Source organism: Tenacibaculum discolor, from assembly GCF_003664185.1.
Classification (GTDB): Bacteria; Bacteroidota; Bacteroidia; order Flavobacteriales; family Flavobacteriaceae; genus Polaribacter; species Polaribacter discolor.
On record NZ_RCCS01000005.1, the window covers coordinates 571304 to 590444 of the forward strand.

Annotated in this window: 16 protein-coding genes; 10 read left to right on the forward strand and 6 right to left on the reverse strand. The window is 33.5% G+C overall.

Going from position 1 to position 19141, the window contains the following annotated elements; translation table 11 throughout:
• Positions 1-19 precede the first annotated feature (19 nt).
• The 5 genes from C8N27_RS06150 to C8N27_RS06170 all read right to left on the reverse strand — a co-directional run bounded on the left by C8N27_RS06150 (position 20) and on the right by C8N27_RS06170 (position 3223).
• A complete protein-coding gene (locus C8N27_RS06150) occupies positions 20-970 on the reverse strand; it encodes a DUF3078 domain-containing protein (RefSeq protein ID WP_121146660.1) in 951 nt (316 codons plus the stop codon).
• A gap of 33 nt (positions 971-1003) precedes the next feature.
• Complete coding sequence (locus C8N27_RS06155; RefSeq protein WP_121146683.1) at positions 1004-1513, reverse strand: DUF2480 family protein; 510 nt, start codon at positions 1511-1513, stop codon at positions 1004-1006.
• Between the two features lie 88 nt (positions 1514-1601).
• Positions 1602-2390 (reverse strand): hypothetical protein, encoded by a 789-nt coding sequence (locus C8N27_RS06160; protein WP_121146661.1) that lies wholly within the window; start codon positions 2388-2390, stop codon positions 1602-1604.
• A 71-nt stretch (positions 2391-2461) separates the two neighbouring features.
• Entirely contained in the window at positions 2462-2782 is a 321-nt protein-coding gene (locus C8N27_RS06165) for a DUF59 domain-containing protein (RefSeq protein ID WP_115899355.1), read from the reverse strand.
• 15 nt (positions 2783-2797) lie between these two features.
• Positions 2798-3223: a SufE family protein gene (locus C8N27_RS06170; protein ID WP_099215206.1), complete on the reverse strand. Its 426-nt coding sequence runs from the start codon at positions 3221-3223 to the stop codon at positions 2798-2800.
• Positions 3224-3415: 192 nt separating this feature from the next.
• Here C8N27_RS06170 and C8N27_RS06175 point away from each other — a divergent pair, with 192 nt between their 5' ends.
• Positions 3416-4342: a PfkB family carbohydrate kinase gene (locus tag C8N27_RS06175; protein ID WP_047788295.1), complete on the forward strand. Its 927-nt coding sequence runs from the start codon at positions 3416-3418 to the stop codon at positions 4340-4342.
• A gap of 79 nt (positions 4343-4421) precedes the next feature.
• On the forward strand, positions 4422-6320 hold the full coding sequence (locus C8N27_RS06180) for an amidophosphoribosyltransferase (protein ID WP_121146662.1): 1899 nt from the start codon (positions 4422-4424) through the stop codon (positions 6318-6320).
• A gap of 80 nt (positions 6321-6400) precedes the next feature.
• Here the strand turns inward: C8N27_RS06180 and C8N27_RS06185 are convergent, their stop codons facing one another.
• Complete coding sequence (locus tag C8N27_RS06185; RefSeq protein ID WP_099215208.1) at positions 6401-6763, reverse strand: SPOR domain-containing protein; 363 nt, start codon at positions 6761-6763, stop codon at positions 6401-6403.
• 214 nt (positions 6764-6977) lie between these two features.
• Between C8N27_RS06185 and C8N27_RS06190 the strand changes: the two genes are divergently transcribed.
• The 8 genes from C8N27_RS06190 to C8N27_RS06225 are packed head-to-tail and all read left to right on the forward strand — an operon-like array spanning position 6978 to position 18427.
• Positions 6978-8270: a c-type cytochrome gene (locus tag C8N27_RS06190; protein WP_121146663.1), complete on the forward strand. Its 1293-nt coding sequence runs from the start codon at positions 6978-6980 to the stop codon at positions 8268-8270.
• A gap of 32 nt (positions 8271-8302) precedes the next feature.
• Complete coding sequence (locus C8N27_RS06195) at positions 8303-11449, forward strand: TAT-variant-translocated molybdopterin oxidoreductase (protein WP_121146664.1); 3147 nt, start codon at positions 8303-8305, stop codon at positions 11447-11449.
• 27 nt (positions 11450-11476) lie between these two features.
• Positions 11477-12877 carry an NrfD/PsrC family molybdoenzyme membrane anchor subunit gene (gene nrfD, locus C8N27_RS06200; protein ID WP_028891351.1) on the forward strand — a complete coding sequence of 467 codons (1401 nt, stop codon included), beginning with the start codon at positions 11477-11479 and terminating at the stop codon, positions 12875-12877.
• Complete coding sequence (locus C8N27_RS06205; RefSeq protein ID WP_099215211.1) at positions 12867-13394, forward strand: DUF3341 domain-containing protein; 528 nt, start codon at positions 12867-12869, stop codon at positions 13392-13394. Before nrfD ends, C8N27_RS06205 begins: the two co-directional genes overlap by 11 nt.
• A gap of 9 nt (positions 13395-13403) precedes the next feature.
• Positions 13404-13952, forward strand: a complete 549-nt coding sequence (locus C8N27_RS06210; RefSeq protein WP_176550564.1) for a c-type cytochrome — start codon at positions 13404-13406, stop codon at positions 13950-13952.
• 22 nt (positions 13953-13974) lie between these two features.
• The gene (locus C8N27_RS06215; protein WP_121146665.1) at positions 13975-15582 is read left to right on the forward strand and encodes a quinol:cytochrome C oxidoreductase; all 1608 of its coding nucleotides are present in this window, start codon (positions 13975-13977) and stop codon (positions 15580-15582) included.
• A gap of 34 nt (positions 15583-15616) precedes the next feature.
• Positions 15617-16624 (forward strand): cytochrome c oxidase subunit II, encoded by a 1008-nt coding sequence (locus C8N27_RS06220; protein WP_099215213.1) that lies wholly within the window; start codon positions 15617-15619, stop codon positions 16622-16624.
• A 33-nt stretch (positions 16625-16657) separates the two neighbouring features.
• Positions 16658-18427 carry a cytochrome c oxidase subunit I gene (locus tag C8N27_RS06225; protein WP_121146666.1) on the forward strand — a complete coding sequence of 590 codons (1770 nt, stop codon included), beginning with the start codon at positions 16658-16660 and terminating at the stop codon, positions 18425-18427.
• Positions 18428-19141 lie beyond the last annotated feature (714 nt).

Below are 19141 nucleotides of genomic sequence, written 5' to 3' on the forward strand. Positions count from 1 at the left end.
AACAGCATTATACTAAAAGTCACGTCTTATGAAAGATATAATTTAAACCAAGACCAAACACTTCTTTAAATTGTACTTTGCTTGAAGCATCGTCATCAATAATGGCATGTAAACCAAGATTTGTAGATAGGTTTTTATTAATTTTAACAAAGATATTTAATTGATAATCGATATCAATGTTTTGTGGTTTGTTCAAATAATCAGAATATACTGCTACAATGCTTTCCATAGTTACATCTTTCATTATTTCACTTTTAAAGTAAGCAGAAAGATTGAAACCTAAACTGAAATTTATATTCTTACCTTCATCTACACCATACTTTCCTGAAAACTCATCAGAAACAAATGTGTAACGAGCTGAAGCAGGAGCAACGTTTATTCTTGCGTTATCATTTTTTTTCCATAACATACCAGGACCAAAACTCCAATATGCAGGAGAAAAGAAATCTGAAACAGCTACTTTAGGTTCTTGTTTATAATCATAACCCCTAGTATATTGCGTTTTAAAATTACTAAAAAATGAGAAAAACCATAGTTTTGAAGTTCTTAACCCAAGTAAAGAGTTGTATTCAAATTGATCTTCTGTTTTTCTTACTCCTTGACCATCTACATAGCTCAAACCATAAGCAGAAATAACTTTATTATCCCAGTTCCATTTTTTTCTCTTGTAATTAAAATCGTAACCAAGTGTCATATTACCAGCAACGGTGTTATTTCCACCTGCAGCCCAATTGGAAAAAGATGATTGATTGAAAAGGAAAGTATACTTTCCTACAACAGTCCATTTTTTTGGAGGGTTTTTCTTAATTAACGGTTCTGCAAATACTCTTTTGTTAAATATGTAAGAAGCAAAACTAGTGTCTAAAGGTGAGTTTTGTAAACCTACAGAAGAAATACTATCTTTTTTGGTTTCTTGTGAAACTATAGAAAAAGAGTAACAAGAAAACAGGATTAAGAACAGCTTTTTCATTTGTGATTAAGTTGAGGAATTCTATGAGTCTAATTATTTTTTTCTCTTATAAAGTGGTACTGTTGAACAAGCTTCACCAAACATGATGGTTTTAGCTACAGGTTTGATTTTTTCAATTAATAAGGTATATGCTGATGGTGGTATAGGTTTATTTGTGCAGCCTTTGATTATTACAGGCTTGTCTTTAAACTCAGAAGTGTCTAACTTTTGAATTATGTCTTGATATATTACAGTTTCTAATAATGTTAAGTCGCCAACAACAACCTTTTTAGCAAAAGGAGCAAGCTCTGTGGTTAATAAAAGATAAGCCCAAGAAGGAATAATGGCATCTGTAGAACAGGCTAATGAAACATAGCTATCTTGATATTGAGCCCAATCATGGTTTTTTACAGATTTTCTAAAATCCTTTTCACGAAGAATCAATTCTTCAAACAGCCAATTTTTAATATCAAACACTACACGTTTACCTTTAGGGTAAAAGTCTTCAAGGTCTATCGTAGTAAGATTACTATTTGCAACTTTATTTATAATATTGTTTGACATTTGTTTTTTTGTAAAAATAAAAAAAATCTTCATCTACAATATTGTTTTAAAGATGAAGATTTTATCGTTTTGAAAAACTATTGATGATCTACTTATTGTATTCGTAAGTTACGACATATGAGTAGTCATTGCTTGATTCATCTCTTTCTATAACGAAATTATCAGAATCGTATTTGTAAATTGTTTTGTATGAACCTAATTCTTTATTGTCTTTATCAAATTCTTGAACTAATGTTATGTTGTGTGTCCCACCACCTTCAAAATCTGATTGTAAGATGGCTTTAACACCAACAATATTTATAAGAGGAGAATTTTTATTGTCAAATGTGTAAATTGTGTAGTTTGTATCTGTATCTGTAGTTTCTTTAACTTTATTGTCAGACAAATACTCGTAACTCGATACAACTGTATTAGTATTACTATTAAAGAATTGCTCAGTTGTAGTTTTTTCTAGTTTAGAATCAGAGTTATATTGATACTCTCTTATGCTGTTTATTGCGTTTAAAGAATTATAGTTTGTTTGTTTAGTAAGTAAATCACCAGTATACTCGTACTCACTATAACGGTCTGTTTTTCCATTACTGTCTATATCTTCTGTTTTAGTAATTTTCCCGTTTGTATAAGTGAATAAGGTTTTTTCTACTCCTTCAGGGGATTCATGGGTTATTTTAAGTAATTCATGTTTGTCATTGTAATGATAAGTACTAGTTGTGGTAGATTCTACATATGGAGTACCTGGGTCTCCATCATCATCGTAGCTTTCTACACTTATTTGTTTGTTCAATAACTTAGGAGATTCTTTTTCGATTATTTCTTTGTCAGAAGTACAAGAAGCAATTGTCATTAAAGTGACAAGTAAAAGTGCTGTTTTTTTCATGATTTTTTTATATTTTTTTAAAATTTCATGCGAAATTAGTTATTTAAAATAGATAAAAAAAATATTGTTAATTACAACATTCCTAATTCTAATTTAGCTTCTTCACTCATCATGTCTTGTGTCCATGTAGGATCAAAAGTAATCTCAACCTCACAGTTATTGATTTCTTTTAAAGTTTTTACTTTTTCTTCTACTTCAACAGGTAATGTTTCAGCAACAGGACAATTTGGAGAAGTTAATGTCATTAATATTTTGGCATCATTCTCTTCTGATATAAAAACATCGTAAATTAACCCTAGTTCATATATGTCAACAGGTATTTCAGGGTCGAAAATTGTTTTTAATACACGAACTATTTTATCTCCTAATTCTTCTAATTTATCTTCAGTCATAATTCTAAACTTCTTTTAATTCGCTAACTTACTTTGTTGCGCAATTGCATACATTTTTATTTGCTTTACCATAGATACTAATCCGTTAGCACGAGTAGGGCTTAAATGCTCTTTTAAACCAATCTCATCAATAAAATCAGTATTGGCTTCTAAAATAGCCTTAGGTGTTTGGTCAGAAAACACCCTCAATAATAGAGCTACAATTCCTTTTGTTAAAATAGCATCACTATCAGCTGTAAATTCAATAGTGTCACCTTTTAATTCAGAATGCAACCATACTTTTGATTGACACCCTTTAATTAGGTTTTCATCTAATTTGTATGCTTCATTTATTAAAGGTAGCGATTTACCTAGCTCTATAATGTACTCATAACGCTCCATCCAGTCTTCAAACATAGAAAACTCGTCAATAATTTCTTCTTGTATTTCTTTGATAGTCATTTTTTAAAACTATTTTTGCAAAGTCAAAAAGACCGTTTTTAATTAAAGACGCAAAATTACGACAAAAAAGGCAGTTGACATGAGAGTTTAAGCCTTAATGAGTAGAATTAGTAAAATTTTAAGTCTTAGCTATTTATAAAGACTTGATGAAATAAATAGATTTCCTTAAGTAAAGGAATATTAAGTAGAGTTATGAGTAAATTATTAGCAGTAGGAACCGTAGCATTTGACGCTATAGAAACACCATTTGGAAAAACTGATAAAATCTTAGGAGGATCAGGAACTTTTGTTGGATTAGCAGCTTCACAGTTTGGAGTACAAACAGGAGTGGTTTCTGTAGTTGGAGGAGATTTTCCACAGTCATATTTAGATATGATGAATGATAAAGGAATTAATACTGATGGAGTGGAAATTGTAAAAGAAGGAAAAACTTTCTTTTGGAGTGGAAAGTATCATAACGATATGAACTCTCGCGATACTTTAGTAACTGAACTGAATGTGTTAGAGCATTTTCAACCTGTAGTTCCAGAATCTTTTAAAGATGCGCCGATTGTAATGTTAGGTAATTTACACCCATTAACACAAGCATCTGTTTTAGATCAAATGAATGAAAGACCAAAGTTAGTAGTATTAGATACAATGAACTTTTGGATGGATATAGCATTAAACGATTTACATGAAGTTTTAAAACGTGTAGATGTTATTACAATTAATGATGAAGAAGCACGCCAGTTAAGCGGGGAGTATTCTTTGGTAAATGCAGCAAAGAAGATTCACGAAATGGGGCCAAAATATGTTGTAATTAAAAAAGGAGAACACGGAGCTTTATTGTTTAATGAAGGAAACATGTTCTTTGCACCAGCGTTACCACTAGCAGAAGTGTTTGATCCAACAGGAGCTGGAGATACATTTGCAGGAGGTTTTTGCGGATATTTAGCTAAAACAGAAGATATTTCATTCGAAAATATGAAGAGTGCAATTATCTACGGATCCAACTTAGCATCGTTCTGTGTTGAAAAATTCGGAACACAGCGTATGGAGGCGTTAACTAGCGAGGAGGTACAAGCACGCTTAAAAGCGTTTAAAGAATTAACACAATTTGATATAGCATTATCATAAACTATAAATCCGCGCTTTTTGCTGCGGATTTTTTTATACAACACACAAAACTACAACACAACTAAATACTTGAAATTAAATGAGTGACGCTATTAAACACGAATGCGGAATTGCAATGGTTCGTTTAAAAAAACCATTACAGTACTATAAAGAAAAATATGGTACCGCGTTTTATGGTGTAAATAAAATGTACCTGTTAATGGAAAAACAGCACAATAGAGGACAAGACGGTGCTGGATTAGCAAGTATAAAATTTAATGTAGAGCCTGGAACAAGGTACATAAGTAGAATACGTTCCAACCAATCACAACCAATACAAGATATTTTCGGAAAAATCAACCATAGAATCAATGGAGTTTTTGAAGAGAACCCAGATAAGGTTGATGATGTAAAATGGCAAGAAGAAAACGTACCTTATATAGGAAACCTATTTTTAGGACATGTTCGTTACGGTACATTCGGTAAAAACTCTATAGAGAGTGTTCATCCTTTTTTACGCCAAAGTAATTGGAGACACCAAAGTTTAATTGTTGCAGGAAACTTTAATATGACGAACTCTAAACAATTATTAAATGATTTAATTGATTTAGGGCAGCACCCAAAAGAGTTTACTGACACAGTAACTGTGATGGAGAAAATAGGTCATTTTTTAGAGTCAGAAGTTTCTGACTTGTACTTAAAGGCTAAAGAAGAAGGTTTTAGTAAAAAAGATGCTTCACCATATATAGAAGAAAACTTAGATATCCAACGAATTTTACAACGCTCAGCCAAAAACTGGGACGGAGGTTATGCAATGGCAGGATTGTTAGGTCATGGTGATGCATTTGTGTTGAGAGATCCTTCTGCAATACGTCCAGCGTTCTTTTATGAAGATGACGAAGTAGTAGTGGTTGCTTCAGAGCGCCCGGTGATTCAAACAGTGTTCAATGTTCCGATTGATACTATTAAAGAAATTGATAGAGGTCATGCATTAATTATTAAGAAAAATGGTCAAACAACAATGGCTCCGGTTTTAGAAGAAAGACCAAAAAAGGCATGTTCGTTTGAGCGTATTTATTTTTCAAGAGGAAGTGATGCTTCAATCTATGAAGAGCGTAAAAACTTAGGAAAATATGTGTTCCCAGAAGTTTTAAAGTCTATTGATAGTGATATAGAAAATTCGGTATTTTCATATATACCAAATACAGCTGAAACATCGTTTTTTGGAATGATGGAGGCGGCTGAAGACGTATTAAATCAACAAAAAACAGATGCAATTTTAGCTGGCGAAGGAAAGCTTTCAAAAGAAAGAGTAATTGAAATTCTTTCTAAAAGACCACGTTTTGAAAAAATAGCGATCAAAGATGCGAAATTACGCACCTTTATTACTGATGATAGCAGTCGTGATGATTTAGTTGCTCACGTTTATGATGTTACTTATGGTGTTGTGAAGCCAACAGATAACTTAGTTATCATAGATGATAGTATTGTAAGAGGTACTACTTTGAAGAAGAGTATTATTAAGATTTTAGATAGACTAAACCCTAAGAAAATAGTAGTAGTTTCTTCTGCGCCTCAAATCCGTTATCCTGATTGTTATGGTATTGATATGGCTAAGATTAACGACTTTATTGCATTTAAAGCTGCTTTAGAATTGTTGAAAGAAACAAATCAATATCATATTGTCGATGAAGTGTATCAAAAGTGTAAGCAGCAAGAAGGTAGTGAAGATAAAGATGTAGTAAACTATGTAAAAGAAATTTACGCGCCGTTTACTGATGAAGAAGTTTCAGCAAAGATTGCGCAGATGCTTAAAACAGCTGAAATTAAGGCAGAAGTAGAGGTTATATTCCAGCCAGTAAGTGGATTACATAAAGCGTGTCCAGATAATTTAGGAGATTGGTATTTTACTGGAGATTATCCTACGGATGGAGGTCATAGAGTAGTAAATCAAGCATTCATCAATTTTTATGAAGGAAGTGATAAAAGAGCTTATTAATTACTAATAGGTTTAAATAAATAAAAAAAGAGTAATCGAACAAACGATTACTCTTTTTTTATGCTGTAAAATATGTTTAATTACATAGGAACGACAATTGCACCAGAAAACTTTTCACGAATCTCATTTAAAGCTCTATCCGCATGTAAACGTGTTTTGTAATTTCCTACTTGTATTTTCCATTCTGGAGCTTTGTAAGTTAGTTTAGTGTAAACATCAGGATATTCAATTTTAAATCTATTACGTAAGCTTCTTGCACGTCTTTCAAGTCCGTTATATAATTGTATTCTATATCCACTCCCGTTATGTTTGTTGTAAGCCCGTTTTTTTTCTATTAACGAAATAATGTCTTTGTTTTCAGTAAGTTTATCTTGAGCTTTTGCATTAAAAACGCTACCTGCAATAATGAATAAAAAGGTGATTAATATGCTGTATTTTTTCATTTTATTGAATCTTTTTACAAAAGTAATGACTTGTCAGTTAATACATTGTTAACGTTGTTTATTTAGAATTATTATAAATTATAGATTAGGATTCTCTTAACATTTCACAATTTAGACAGAAGTAGTACTTTTGTGCAACTTTCTGTGTACTATTTTTTAATAGTCTAACAGAAAAAATTGTACCAAAATAGATACAAAACTTATATTTTATAGTATGAAAAGTGTGAATCATCACAGTAGATTAACCAAAACTCTAGTAAGGAGTTTAGCTTTCTTTTTAGTTTTCTTAGTAAGTTCTTCCGCGTTTTCACAAGATATTGACGAGGCGCGTCAAAAAGAAGGAAAGAAATTATTTAAATCTCTTTGTGCTTCTTGTCACAAGTTAGATAAAAAACTTGTAGGTCCTGCGTTAGCTGGAGTAGAAGAAAAAAGAACTAACGAATGGTTAAAGGCATGGATTAAGAACAATGCTGAGCTTAGAGCATCTGGAGACAAAGATGCGATTGCTATTTTTGAAGAGTATAACGGTTCTAATATGACTGCTTTTCCGCAGTTAACAGATCAAAACATCGATGATATTCTTTATTATACAACTGTAGGTGAGGTTAAAAAGGCTACTGTTGCAGGAGCTGAAGTTGCTGGTCAGCCTCAGGGAGATCAGGCACCTAAGTGGTTGATTTATATATTGGCTGCGGCAATTGTTGTAGCGTTTTTAATTATTGGTAGTTTATTAAAAACTATTAGTGAATTAAAAGGAGCTCCAAAAACTCCAGGTTTAATGGGGCAAACTGCTGAGTTATGGCAAGGAATTAAACAGAATACATTCTTAAAAGTATTAACTGTGATTTTCGGAGCTTTAGTAGCGGCTTATTTCTTGTTTGGTACGTTGTTTAAAGTAGGTGTTGATGAAGGTTATCAGCCAATTCAACCAATTGCTTTTTCACATAAGATTCACGCAGGAGATAATAAGATTGATTGTCAATACTGTCACTCGTCTGCTAAGCACAGTAAAACATCTGGAATTCCTTCAGTAAATGTTTGTATGAACTGTCATAAGAATATTTCAGAAGTTGCAGATGATACTAAAGTAGTAATGGATGACCATACATTAGTAAAAGCTGATTTAGATAAGGAAATCGCTAAGATTTATGAAGCAGCAGGTTGGGATGCAGATAAATTAGAGTATACAGGAAATACTAAACCAGTTAAGTGGGTTAGAGTTCATAATTTACCAGATTTTGCATATTTTAACCACTCACAACACGTAACAGTTGGAGGTATAGCTTGTCAAAAATGTCACGGACCTGTAGAAGAAATGGAAGAAGTATATCAATACTCGCCATTAACAATGGGTTGGTGTATAGATTGTCATAAGGCGACTAAGGTTGACTTAAAAGGTAATGAGTACTATGCTAAAATTCATGAAGATTTAGCTAAAAAGTACGGTGTTGAGCAAGTAACTATTGCGCAATTAGGAGGAAAAGAGTGTGGTAAGTGCCACTATTAATCAATTTAGAAAGTAGAAAAACACATATATAAATGGCTTCAAACAAAAAATACTGGCAAAGTGTTGAAGAACTAAAAGGTAGTTCTATTGTTGAAACGCTACGTAATAATGAGTTTGTACAAGATATTCCTACAGATGAATTTTTAGGCGACAAAGAAACCTTAGAGACATCATCAACTTCACGTAGAGATTTCTTGAAATATGTTGGATTTACCACTGCAGCGGCTTCTTTAGCAGCTTGTGAGGGTCCAGTAAGAAAATCAATTCCTTATGTAGTGCAACCAAATGATATCGTAGTAGGTGTTGCTGATTGGTACGCAACTACAATTGCAGATGGTTTTGATTTCGCAAACGTATTAGTAAAAACACGCGAAGGACGTCCAATTCAAATCATGCCAAATAAAGAGGCAGGAGGTGTAACTAGCGCACGTACTCAAGCATCAGTTTTATCATTATACGATGAGAAATTACGTATAAAAGAACCTAGAAAAGGAGAAACTCAAATTTCTTGGGCAGATGCAGACAAAGAGATAGTTGCTAAATTAAACGAATTAAAAGACGCTAACGAACCAGTAGTGTTTTTAACAGGTACTTTAGCGAGTCCTTCTACTGAAAAAGTAATTGCTGATTTTATTGCTGCTTATCCAAATGTTAAGCATGTGGTGTATGATGCAATTTCTGAAAGTGCAGCTGCAGATGCTTTTGAAGCTATGTATGGTAAAAGAGCATTACCAGATTACAACTTTAGTAAAGCAGAGGTTATCGCATCTATAGGAGCAGATTTCTTAGGAGATTGGCAAGGTGGGTACGAAAAGTCTTATGCTGAAGGACGTAGAGTTGAAACTGGTAAAATGTCTTACCATGTTCAAATAGAAAGTAACATGTCTTTAGCAGGAGCAAATGCTGATAAAAGAATAGTTGCTAAGCCATCTGAACAGGTTTTTGCTTTAATAAACTTATACAACCAAGTAACAGGAAGCAATCTTCCTTCAAAAGCAACAACTTTTGATGCAGAGGTAAAGCAATTAGCTAAAGATCTTAAAAAAGCAGGTTCAAAAGGAGTTGTTGTTACAGGTTTAAATGATAAAAACGCTCAATTAATTGCTTTAGCAATTAATAAAGCATTAAATAGTGAAGTAATCGATACCAAGGCAGTGAATCTAAAACGCCAAGGTAACGATACTCAAGTGGCTCAATTAGTAGCAGACATTAAAGGAGGTAAAGTAAAAGGTTTAATTACTTATAATGTAAACCCTTTATACTCATTGTCAAATGCAGCTGATTTAGCAGAAGGAGTTAAGAACTTAAAATTATCTGTTGCCTTATCTACTCAAGATGATGCTACAGCTAATGCTACACAATATACATTGCCAGCACCTCACAACTTAGAAAGTTGGGGAGATGTTATGGCAAAGCAAGGTGTTTATAGTTTAATGCAACCTACTATCCAACCATTGTTTAATACACGTCAAGTACAAGATGTATTGTTAAAATGGTCAGGAAGCAAAGTAAACTACTATGATACCTTAAAAGAGTTTTGGAGTACAAATGTATTAGGAGGAGCTTCATGGAATCAAGCATTACATGATGGATTCTTTAAAGCTGAAAACATTACTGAAGAAGAAGAAATAACTTTTGAAGCTACAGTAGATGTAAATGCAGTAGCAGTACAATTAGTAAGAAAAGCTAACAACGCTTCAGGATTCGAATTAAACTTATATTCATCAACAGCTTTAGGAGACGGTAAACAAGCAAATAACCCATGGTTACAAGAATTACCAGACCCAATCACACGTGCTTCTTGGGATAACTACTTAACCGTATCTATGGCAGATGCCAAAGAATTAGGTTTTGAAAACCCAGTAAAAGATAATGGCGCTATTGATGGTAACTATGCTAACGTAACAGTTAATGGAGTTACAATAAACAAAATTCCAGTTATTATCCAACCAGGTCAAGCAAAAGGATCAGTTGGTTTAGCGTTAGGTTACGGTAGAACTCAGGGATTAAAGTCAGAAATGCAAGTAGGTATTAATGCATATCCTTTCTACCAAAACGGAAACAATGTACAATACAATGTTTCTATAGAAAAAGCTTCAGGATGGCACAAGTTTGCTTGTATGCAAGTACAAAGTACTTTAGCTGGTCGTCACGATATTTTAAGAGAAGCTTCATTAAAAGAAGTAAACGATAAAAAATTAGATCCTAAGCATACTTGGAATAAACCATTTATGGTTTCTTATGATCATCAAGAAGTTGAAGGAAGTAAAATCGACTTATGGGATGAGCATGATAGAAGTTTAGGACACCACTTTAACTTATCTATCGATTTAACATCTTGTACAGGTTGTGGAGCATGTGTTATTGCATGTCACGCAGAAAACAACGTTCCAGTTGTTGGTAAAGATGAAATGAGAGTTGGTAGAGATATGGCTTGGTTACGTATTGATCGTTACTACTCTTCTACTGTAGAAGATAAGCAACACGATGCTAAAATGACGTTGGAAGAGTTTAAAGCTCAAAATCCAAACATAGCTAACCAAGAAGTTGAAAGACGTTATACTGAAAAAGTATTAGAGTTAAGCAAAGGAGATTTATTTGATGCTTTAGAAAATCCAGCAGAAAACCCTCAGGTTGCTTTCCAACCTATGATGTGTCAGCACTGTAATCACGCACCATGTGAAACAGTATGTCCAGTAGCAGCAACGTCACACGGACGTCAAGGTCAAAACCAAATGGCATATAACCGTTGTGTAGGTACTCGTTACTGTGCAAACAACTGTCCATATAGAGTTCGTCGTTTCAACTGGTTTAACTATGCAGAAAACAACGAGTTTGACTTCAATATGAACAATGAATACGGAAAAATGGTGTTAAACCCAGACGTAGTTGTTCGTTCTCGTGGAGTTATGGAAAAATGTTCTATGTGTATCCAAATGACGCAAGCTACTATCTTAAAGGCTAAGAAAGAAGGTAGAGCCGTTAACAAAGACGAGTTTGAAACTGCATGTTCATCTGCTTGTTCTACTGGAGCTATGGTATTTGGAGATATAAACAACTCAGAAGATACAGTTACAGCGTTAAAAGAAGATAAAAGAGCTTTCCACGTGTTAGATTATATTGGTACAAAACCAAACGTAGTGTATCAAGTGAAAGTAAGAAATACAAACGAAGCTTAATAGTAAAATTAATAAGTATATAGATTTATGTCGTCTCATTACGAATCATCTTATAGAGAACCTTTAATACTTGGTGACAAGAGTTACCATGATATTACTGAAGATATTGCTAGACCTATTGAAGGGAAAGCAAACAAAAATTGGTATATAGCATTCTATATCTCTTTAGCAGCAATGTTATGGGGATTTGGATGTATCTTCTACACCGTAGGAACAGGTATTGGTGTTTGGGGATTAAGTAAAAACATCGGTTGGGCATGGGATATTACCAACTTCGTATGGTGGGTAGGTATCGGTCACGCCGGAACACTTATTTCTGCTGTACTATTATTATTCCGCCAAAAATGGAGAATGGCAATTAACCGTTCTGCAGAAGCGATGACAATCTTTGCGGTATTCCAAGCAGGGTTGTTTCCAATTATCCACATGGGACGTCCATGGAACGGATACTGGGTATTACCAATTCCTAACCAATTCGGATCATTATGGGTTAACTTTAACTCACCATTATTATGGGATGTATTCGCAATTTCTACGTATTTATCGGTATCATTAGTATTCTGGTGGACTGGTTTATTACCTGATTTTGCAACGATTCGTGATAGAGCTGTAAAACCTTTCCAAAAGAAAATTTATGCATTATTATCTTTCGGATGGTCAGGTAGAGCAAAAGACTGGCAACGTTTTGAAGAAGTGTCATTAGTGTTAGCAGGATTAGCAACACCATTAGTACTTTCTGTACACACAATTGTATCGATGGACTTCGCAACTTCTATCAACCCAGGATGGCACTCAACAATTTTCCCTCCTTATTTCGTAGCAGGAGCAATTTTCTCAGGATTCGCAATGGTACAAACCTTATTAGGTATTATGCGTAAGGTTACAAATATGGAAGCATATATTACACGTTTACACGTTGAGTATATGAACATCGTAATCATTTTAACAGGAGGTATCGTAGCTGTAGCTTATGCAACAGAATTCTTCATTGCATGGTATACAGGATCTCCTTATGAAAACTACACATACTTATCGTTTGGTGCAGAAGCAGGAGCTTATGGATGGGCATTCTGGTCGTTATTAATTTGTAACATTTTCACACCACAGTTATTATGGATTAAAAAAATCAGAAGAAGTTTTATCTGGTCTTTCATTATCTCGATTGTAATTAATATCGGTATGTGGTTTGAGCGTTTTGATATTATCGCAATTGTATTAAGTAAAGGACAATTACCATCTACTTGGTGGCGTTTTGAGCCAACGTTTGTAGACGTAGGTATCTTCATAGGAACTATTGGATTCTTCTTTGTATTATTCTTATTATATGCAAGAACTTTCCCAGTAATCCCTACAGCAGAGATTAAGACTATTTTGAAATCATCAGGTGAGAATTTTAAAAAATCAAGAGAAGAGAACAATGAGCACTAATAAAGTAATTCACGCATTATATAATGATGATGATATCTTAATGGATGCCGTTAAGAAGGTAAAAGCAGAGAATCATCACATTGAAGAAGTATTTTGTCCATTCCCAGTTCATGGATTAGACAAAGCAATGGGCTTAGCACCGACACGTTTAGCAATTACTGCTTTTTTATATGGTATTACAGGTTTATCAGTAGCAGTTTGGTTAACATGGTATACTATGATAGCTGATTGGCCTCAAGATATTGGAGGAAAGCCAAACTTTTCTTGGGCAACAAATATGCCAGCTTTCGTTCCAATTTTATTCGAATTAACAGTGTTTTTTGCAGCACACTTAATGGTAATTACTTTTTACATGAGAAGTAAGATTTGGCCATTTAAAGAAGCTGAAAATCCTGACCCAAGAACTACAGATGATCACTTTTTAATGGAGATTCCTGTTAAAGGAAGTGAAGAAGAATTAGTGTCATTGTTAGAAACAACAGGAGCTGTAGAAATCAACGTAGTAGAAACGCACTAATAAAGAGATATGAAGAGTTTAAAAATAATTATCGCTTTAGCTGTAGTAGCAACAAGCTTAAGTTCTTGTAACGATAAACGTAAACCACAAGTACAATACATGCCAGATATGTATGTGTCTGTACCTTATGATGCAAATGGAGCTGAAGGTTTAAATAACGAAATGGTAAACAAGTTACCAGTAGCAGGTACTGTAAGTAGAAATGGAGTTGTAGCTTATGATATTCCTGATACTAATGAAGGATATGAAAAAGCAAAAGCTGAATTAAAAAACCCATTACCAACAACTGAGGAAAACTTAGAAAAAGGTAAAGAGTTATACGGTATATACTGTGCGTCTTGTCATGGTACAAAAGGAGATGGGAACGGAGTATTATCTCAAAGAGATAAATTCAATGGTATTCCAAATTATGCAGATAGAGAATTAAATCCTGGTAATATTTATCATGTAATAATGTATGGTAAAAACTTAATGGGATCTCATGCATCACAGTTAAGATACAACGAGCGTTGGCAAGTTGTACAATACGTAGAAAAATTAAGAAGCGAATTAAAATAAGTCTATAATAGATAGTTAAGATATGTACCAGTTTTCAGGAAAATTAAAAATGCTTGCTATTGCTCTTATGATTTTAGGAGCTTTAGGTACTGCCTATAATTTTATGTCAGCACCTAAAACATTAGAAGAAGCAAAAGAAATTTTAGCAAAACAAGATGCACACCATGGTGGTGGTCATGAAGCAGCAGCTACTCATGCTGATGAAGGACATGCTGAAGAAGCTAAAGTTGAGAAGCATGTTGAAGTTGAAAATCACGAAGAAGAGGCAACTACAGAAGAACATGCTGCTGATAGTACAGCAACTCATACAGAAGAAGCAGTTCATAGCAGTGAGCAAGAACATTCAGATGAAGCTACAGACAACACACAAGCACAAGATAGTTTAGCTGTACACGTAGCAGAAGACACTCATGAAGAAGCTGCAACTGAAGCACATGCTGAAGTAGCAGAAGCACACGGTGAGGATCATGGAGATGCTCATGCAGAACATGCTTTACACCAAATGCAAAATAGACCTTGGTCTGCATTATATGTTGCTTTATTATTCTCTTTAGGAATCACATTATTAGTATTAGCATTTTATGCTTCTCAAAGAGTGGCACAGTCTGGATGGTCTGTTGTGTTATTTAGAGTTATGGAAGCTATAACAACAAACTTACATTATGTAAGTCTTGCTATGTTAGTATTCTTAATTCTTACAGTAATGCATATGAATCATTTATTTCCTTGGATGGGAGAAGGAGTTGTAGACCCTACAAGTCCAAACTACGATTCAATCATAGATGGTAAGAAATGGTATTTAAATACTCCAGGTTGGTTAATGAGAAGTATTTTCTACCTAGTAGTATGGAATGCTTATACTTTTATTATTAGAAGAAACTCTATTAAACAAGACAATGGAGATTTAAAATTACATAAGAAGAACTATAATATTTCTGTAATTTTCTTATTCTTCTTTATGATTACTGAAAGTATGATGTCTTGGGATTGGATTATGACAATAGATCCACACTGGTTCTCAACATTATTTGGATGGTATGTATTAGCAACTTTCTTAGTATCAGCTTTAACAGTGATTGCTATGGTAACTATTTACTTACGTTCAAAAGGAGTATTGCCATTAGTAAACGATAGTCATATTCACGACTTAGCGAAGTTTATGTTTGGTTTCTCAGTATTCTGGACATACTTATGGTTTGCTCAGTTCATGTTAATTTGGTATGCAGATATGCCAGAAGAAACAACGTATTTCTTATTACGTTTTAACGAATATAAAGTACCATTCTTAGCAATGGTTGTAATGAACTTTATTTTCCCAGTATTATTATTAATCAACAGTGATTTTAAGAGCAGACCTTGGTTTGTAATCTTAGGTGGTGTTGTAATCTTAGCAGGTCATTATATCGATTTATTTGTTATGATTATGCCAGGAACCGTTGGTGGTCAATGGGGATTCGGAATTGGTGAAATAAGCGGATTATTATTCTTTGCAGGGTTATTCATCTTTGCTACGTTTAGTGCATTTGCTAAAGCGAATCCAGTACCAAAAGGAAATCCATATTTACACGAAAGTGAAACCTATCATTACTATAACATCGAACACACAGGAGAAGATAGTAATCATCATTAATAAAAAGAATTAATAAACAAATAGTTTAGATAATATGCTCGCTTTATTTTATATTTTCATAGCAGTTGCAATTGGAGTAAGTTTTTGGCAAATTACTCGTATAATGAATTTCCGTTCTGTAATTGCTACAGATAAAGACAACGAAAAACAAGGTAAATACGCTTTAGGTTTCTTAGCATTCCTTTACGCAATGATGATTTACTGTTTAATTGCCATGAACGTAATTATGTTACCAGAAGCTGCTTCTATTGAAGGAGAGCATGACGATAACTTATTCAACATTACATTTTGGTTAATTGGTATCGTTCAATTTGGTATGCAGTTTTTAATTTTCTTCTTTACTTATAAGTATAGAGGAAATAAGAACAACAAAGCATTATTTTATGCTGATAGCCACAAATTAGAATTAATTTGGACAACAATTCCTGCAGTAACAATTGTATTGTTAATTGGATACGGTTTATGGGCTTGGAACAACATTATGTATGTTGGAGATGATGAAAACCCTATCGTAATTGAAGTATACTCTCAACAATTCCGTTGGGATGCACGTTATGCAGGTGAAGACAACCAATTAGGTTTAGGTAATGTAAACTTTATCAAGGGAATTAACACTATGGGTGTTGATATGTCTGATCCAAGTGCACAAGATGATAAGCAAGTAACTGAATTATATTTACCAAAAGGTAAAAAAGTATTATTCAAGTTCCGTTCACAAGATGTATTGCACTCTGCTTATATGCCTCACTTTAGAGCACAAATGAACTGTGTTCCAGGTATGGTTACTCAATTCGCATTTACGCCAAAGTATACTACAGCAGAAATGCGTCAGAACTCTGAGGTAATTGCAAAAACAGAAGGAATTAACAAAATTAGAAGAGCTAAAGGAGAAGATCCATATGAGTTTGATTATTTATTATTATGTAATAAAATTTGTGGAGCATCTCACTACAATATGCAAATGAAAATTACTGTTGTTGAAGAAGAAGAATACAACAAGTGGTTATCAGAACAAAAAACATTAGCTCAAGCAATTAAATAAGATATTTTTAAAAAGTATATAAAGATATAGATTATGTCAGATCATCATCACAAAGAAACATTTGTAACTAAATACATTTTTAGTCAAGATCATAAAATGATCTCGAAGCAGTTCCTTGTTACAGGTATATTTATGGGTATCATAGGAGGTTTCATGTCTATGTTATTTCGTTTACAAATTGCATGGCCAGATACATCGTTTTCAATTGTTGAAGCATTCTTAGGAAACCATCAAACAGATGGAATTATGAATCCAGATATGTACTTAGCGTTAGTAACAATACACGGTACAATTATGGTATTCTTTGTATTAACGGCAGGTTTAAGTGGTACATTCTCTAACCTATTAATTCCATTACAAATTGGAGCTCGTGATATGGCTTCTGGATTCTTAAACATGGTATCTTACTGGTTATTCTTCTTATCTTCAGTAATAATGATTGTTTCATTATTCGTAGAGGCAGGACCAGCGTCAGCAGGATGGACAATTTATCCTCCATTATCTGCATTACCACAAGCAATTCCAGGTTCAGGTACAGGTATGACATTATGGTTAGTGTCTATGGCAATTTTTATTGCTTCTTCATTAATCGGGTCGTTAAACTATATCGTAACAGTTTTAAACTTACGTACAAAAGGATTGAAGATGACAAGATTGCCATTAACAATGTGGGCATTCTTCATCACAGCAATTATTGGTGTAATTTCATTCCCAGTATTATTATCGGCAGCATTATTATTAATCTTCGATAGAAGCTTTGGTACTTCTTTCTACTTATCAGATATCTTTATTTCTGGTGAAGTATTACATTACCAAGGAGGATCACCAGTATTATTCGAACACTTATTCTGGTTCTTAGGTCACCCAGAGGTATATATCATCTTATTACCAGCATTAGGTATTAGTTCAGAAGTAATTTCAACAAATGCACGTAAACCAATTTTCGGTTACCGCGCAATGGTTGGATCTATTATGGCAATTGCATTCTTATCTACGATCGTATGGGGTCACCACATGTTCGTATCAGGAATGAACCCATTCTTAGGTTCTGTATTTACATTTACAACAGTTTTAATTGCAATTCCATCAGCTGTAAAAGCATTTAACTACGTAACCACCTTATGGAAAGGTAACTTACAGTTAAATCCAGCAATGATGTTTTCTATCGGATTAGTTTCTACTTTCGTAACTGGAGGTTTAACAGGTTTAGTATTAGGAGATTCAGCATTAGATATTAACGTTCATGACACATATTTCGTAGTGGCTCACTTCCACTTAGTAATGGGAGTATCTGCTTTACTAGGAATGTTTGCAGGTGTTTATCACTGGTTCCCTAAGATGTATGGTAGAATGATGAATAAGACATTAGGATACTGGCACTTCTGGTTAACAATAATCAGTGCTTACGGAGTATTTTTTCCAATGCACTTTATAGGGTTAGCTGGTTTACCACGTCGTTATTATACAAACACTAACTTCCCAATGTTTGATGACTTAGCAGATATTAATGTATTCATGACTATCATGGCTATTATTGGTGGAGCAGCTCAGTTAATCTTTATTGCAAACTTCTTTATCTCTATGTACAGAGGTCAAAAAGCTACGCAAAACCCATGGAATGCAAATACACTAGAGTGGACTACTCCAGTTGAACACATTCACGGAAACTGGCCAGGAGCAATTCCTGAGGTTCACAGATGGGCCTATGATTACAGTAAAACAGATGAAAATGGTGAGTATGTTCACGGAAAAGATTTCGTACCTCAAAACGTACCGCTACTAGATGGAGAAGAACCATCATAAGAAAAAAATAAATAAAAAAAGCCTCCCAATATTGGGAGGCTTTTTTTATTTATTAAAATGTCCAGATCTGAAATAAGTTGAATTATTTCAAACCCATGAAAAAAAAAGAAATGGGCTTATAATTTAGAATCTAATAACAGTTTTATCTGAAGTATTAAACGATTTGAAAGAGAATTAGAGGACTAAAATTTAAGAAGACAATTTTAAAGAAGATTGTTGCCACTACATTATTTATAATTACTAGAAGAATCCAGTATGTAAATTATAAGTAATAAAATAAATAGTAATAATGTAATAAAGACTTTTAGTGTTTAGGTAAATAATTAATAGGATTTCACAAGAGGAATTCTTCAGATAAAAATGATAAGGGATTTTACCTTTTAATTAATAGATAAAAAAAGACTTTACTTGAGTCTTAATACAAGTCAACTGTTTTGTAGAAATGACAAAAGACAAGTAAATAGTTTATTTGAGTTAATCCCAAACGCGAACAATTAGATTGTATATAGTAGTATAAAAGGGTAAACCTTCTCCATATTAGAAAGTAGTACAATGGTTATAAATATAAGGGGAAAAGGAAGGAGATGTGTATGGTATAAAAAACTTTTGTATGTAACTGATTAGTGTATAGCGTATTAAAAAATAGTTTAAAAAAAAGGTTGGAAAAGTGCTTGTTGAATGGAAAAAGGTATCTATATTTGCACCCGCAAACGG

Coding starts and splice junctions, on each gene's coding strand:
- C8N27_RS06150 (WP_121146660.1), bottom strand. CDS start 970: ATGAAAAAGCTGTTCTTAATCCTGTTTTCTTGTTACTCTTTTTCTATA.
- C8N27_RS06155 (WP_121146683.1), bottom strand. CDS start 1,513: ATGTCAAACAATATTATAAATAAAGTTGCAAATAGTAATCTTACTACG.
- C8N27_RS06160 (WP_121146661.1), bottom strand. CDS start 2,390: ATGAAAAAAACAGCACTTTTACTTGTCACTTTAATGACAATTGCTTCT.
- C8N27_RS06165 (WP_115899355.1), bottom strand. CDS start 2,782: ATGACTGAAGATAAATTAGAAGAATTAGGAGATAAAATAGTTCGTGTA.
- C8N27_RS06170 (WP_099215206.1), bottom strand. CDS start 3,223: ATGACTATCAAAGAAATACAAGAAGAAATTATTGACGAGTTTTCTATG.
- C8N27_RS06175 (WP_047788295.1), top strand. CDS start 3,416: ATGAGTAAATTATTAGCAGTAGGAACCGTAGCATTTGACGCTATAGAA.
- C8N27_RS06180 (WP_121146662.1), top strand. CDS start 4,422: ATGAGTGACGCTATTAAACACGAATGCGGAATTGCAATGGTTCGTTTA.
- C8N27_RS06185 (WP_099215208.1), bottom strand. CDS start 6,763: ATGAAAAAATACAGCATATTAATCACCTTTTTATTCATTATTGCAGGT.
- C8N27_RS06190 (WP_121146663.1), top strand. CDS start 6,978: ATGAAAAGTGTGAATCATCACAGTAGATTAACCAAAACTCTAGTAAGG.
- C8N27_RS06195 (WP_121146664.1), top strand. CDS start 8,303: ATGGCTTCAAACAAAAAATACTGGCAAAGTGTTGAAGAACTAAAAGGT.
- nrfD (WP_028891351.1), top strand. CDS start 11,477: ATGTCGTCTCATTACGAATCATCTTATAGAGAACCTTTAATACTTGGT.
- C8N27_RS06205 (WP_099215211.1), top strand. CDS start 12,867: ATGAGCACTAATAAAGTAATTCACGCATTATATAATGATGATGATATC.
- C8N27_RS06210 (WP_176550564.1), top strand. CDS start 13,404: ATGAAGAGTTTAAAAATAATTATCGCTTTAGCTGTAGTAGCAACAAGC.
- C8N27_RS06215 (WP_121146665.1), top strand. CDS start 13,975: ATGTACCAGTTTTCAGGAAAATTAAAAATGCTTGCTATTGCTCTTATG.
- C8N27_RS06220 (WP_099215213.1), top strand. CDS start 15,617: ATGCTCGCTTTATTTTATATTTTCATAGCAGTTGCAATTGGAGTAAGT.
- C8N27_RS06225 (WP_121146666.1), top strand. CDS start 16,658: ATGTCAGATCATCATCACAAAGAAACATTTGTAACTAAATACATTTTT.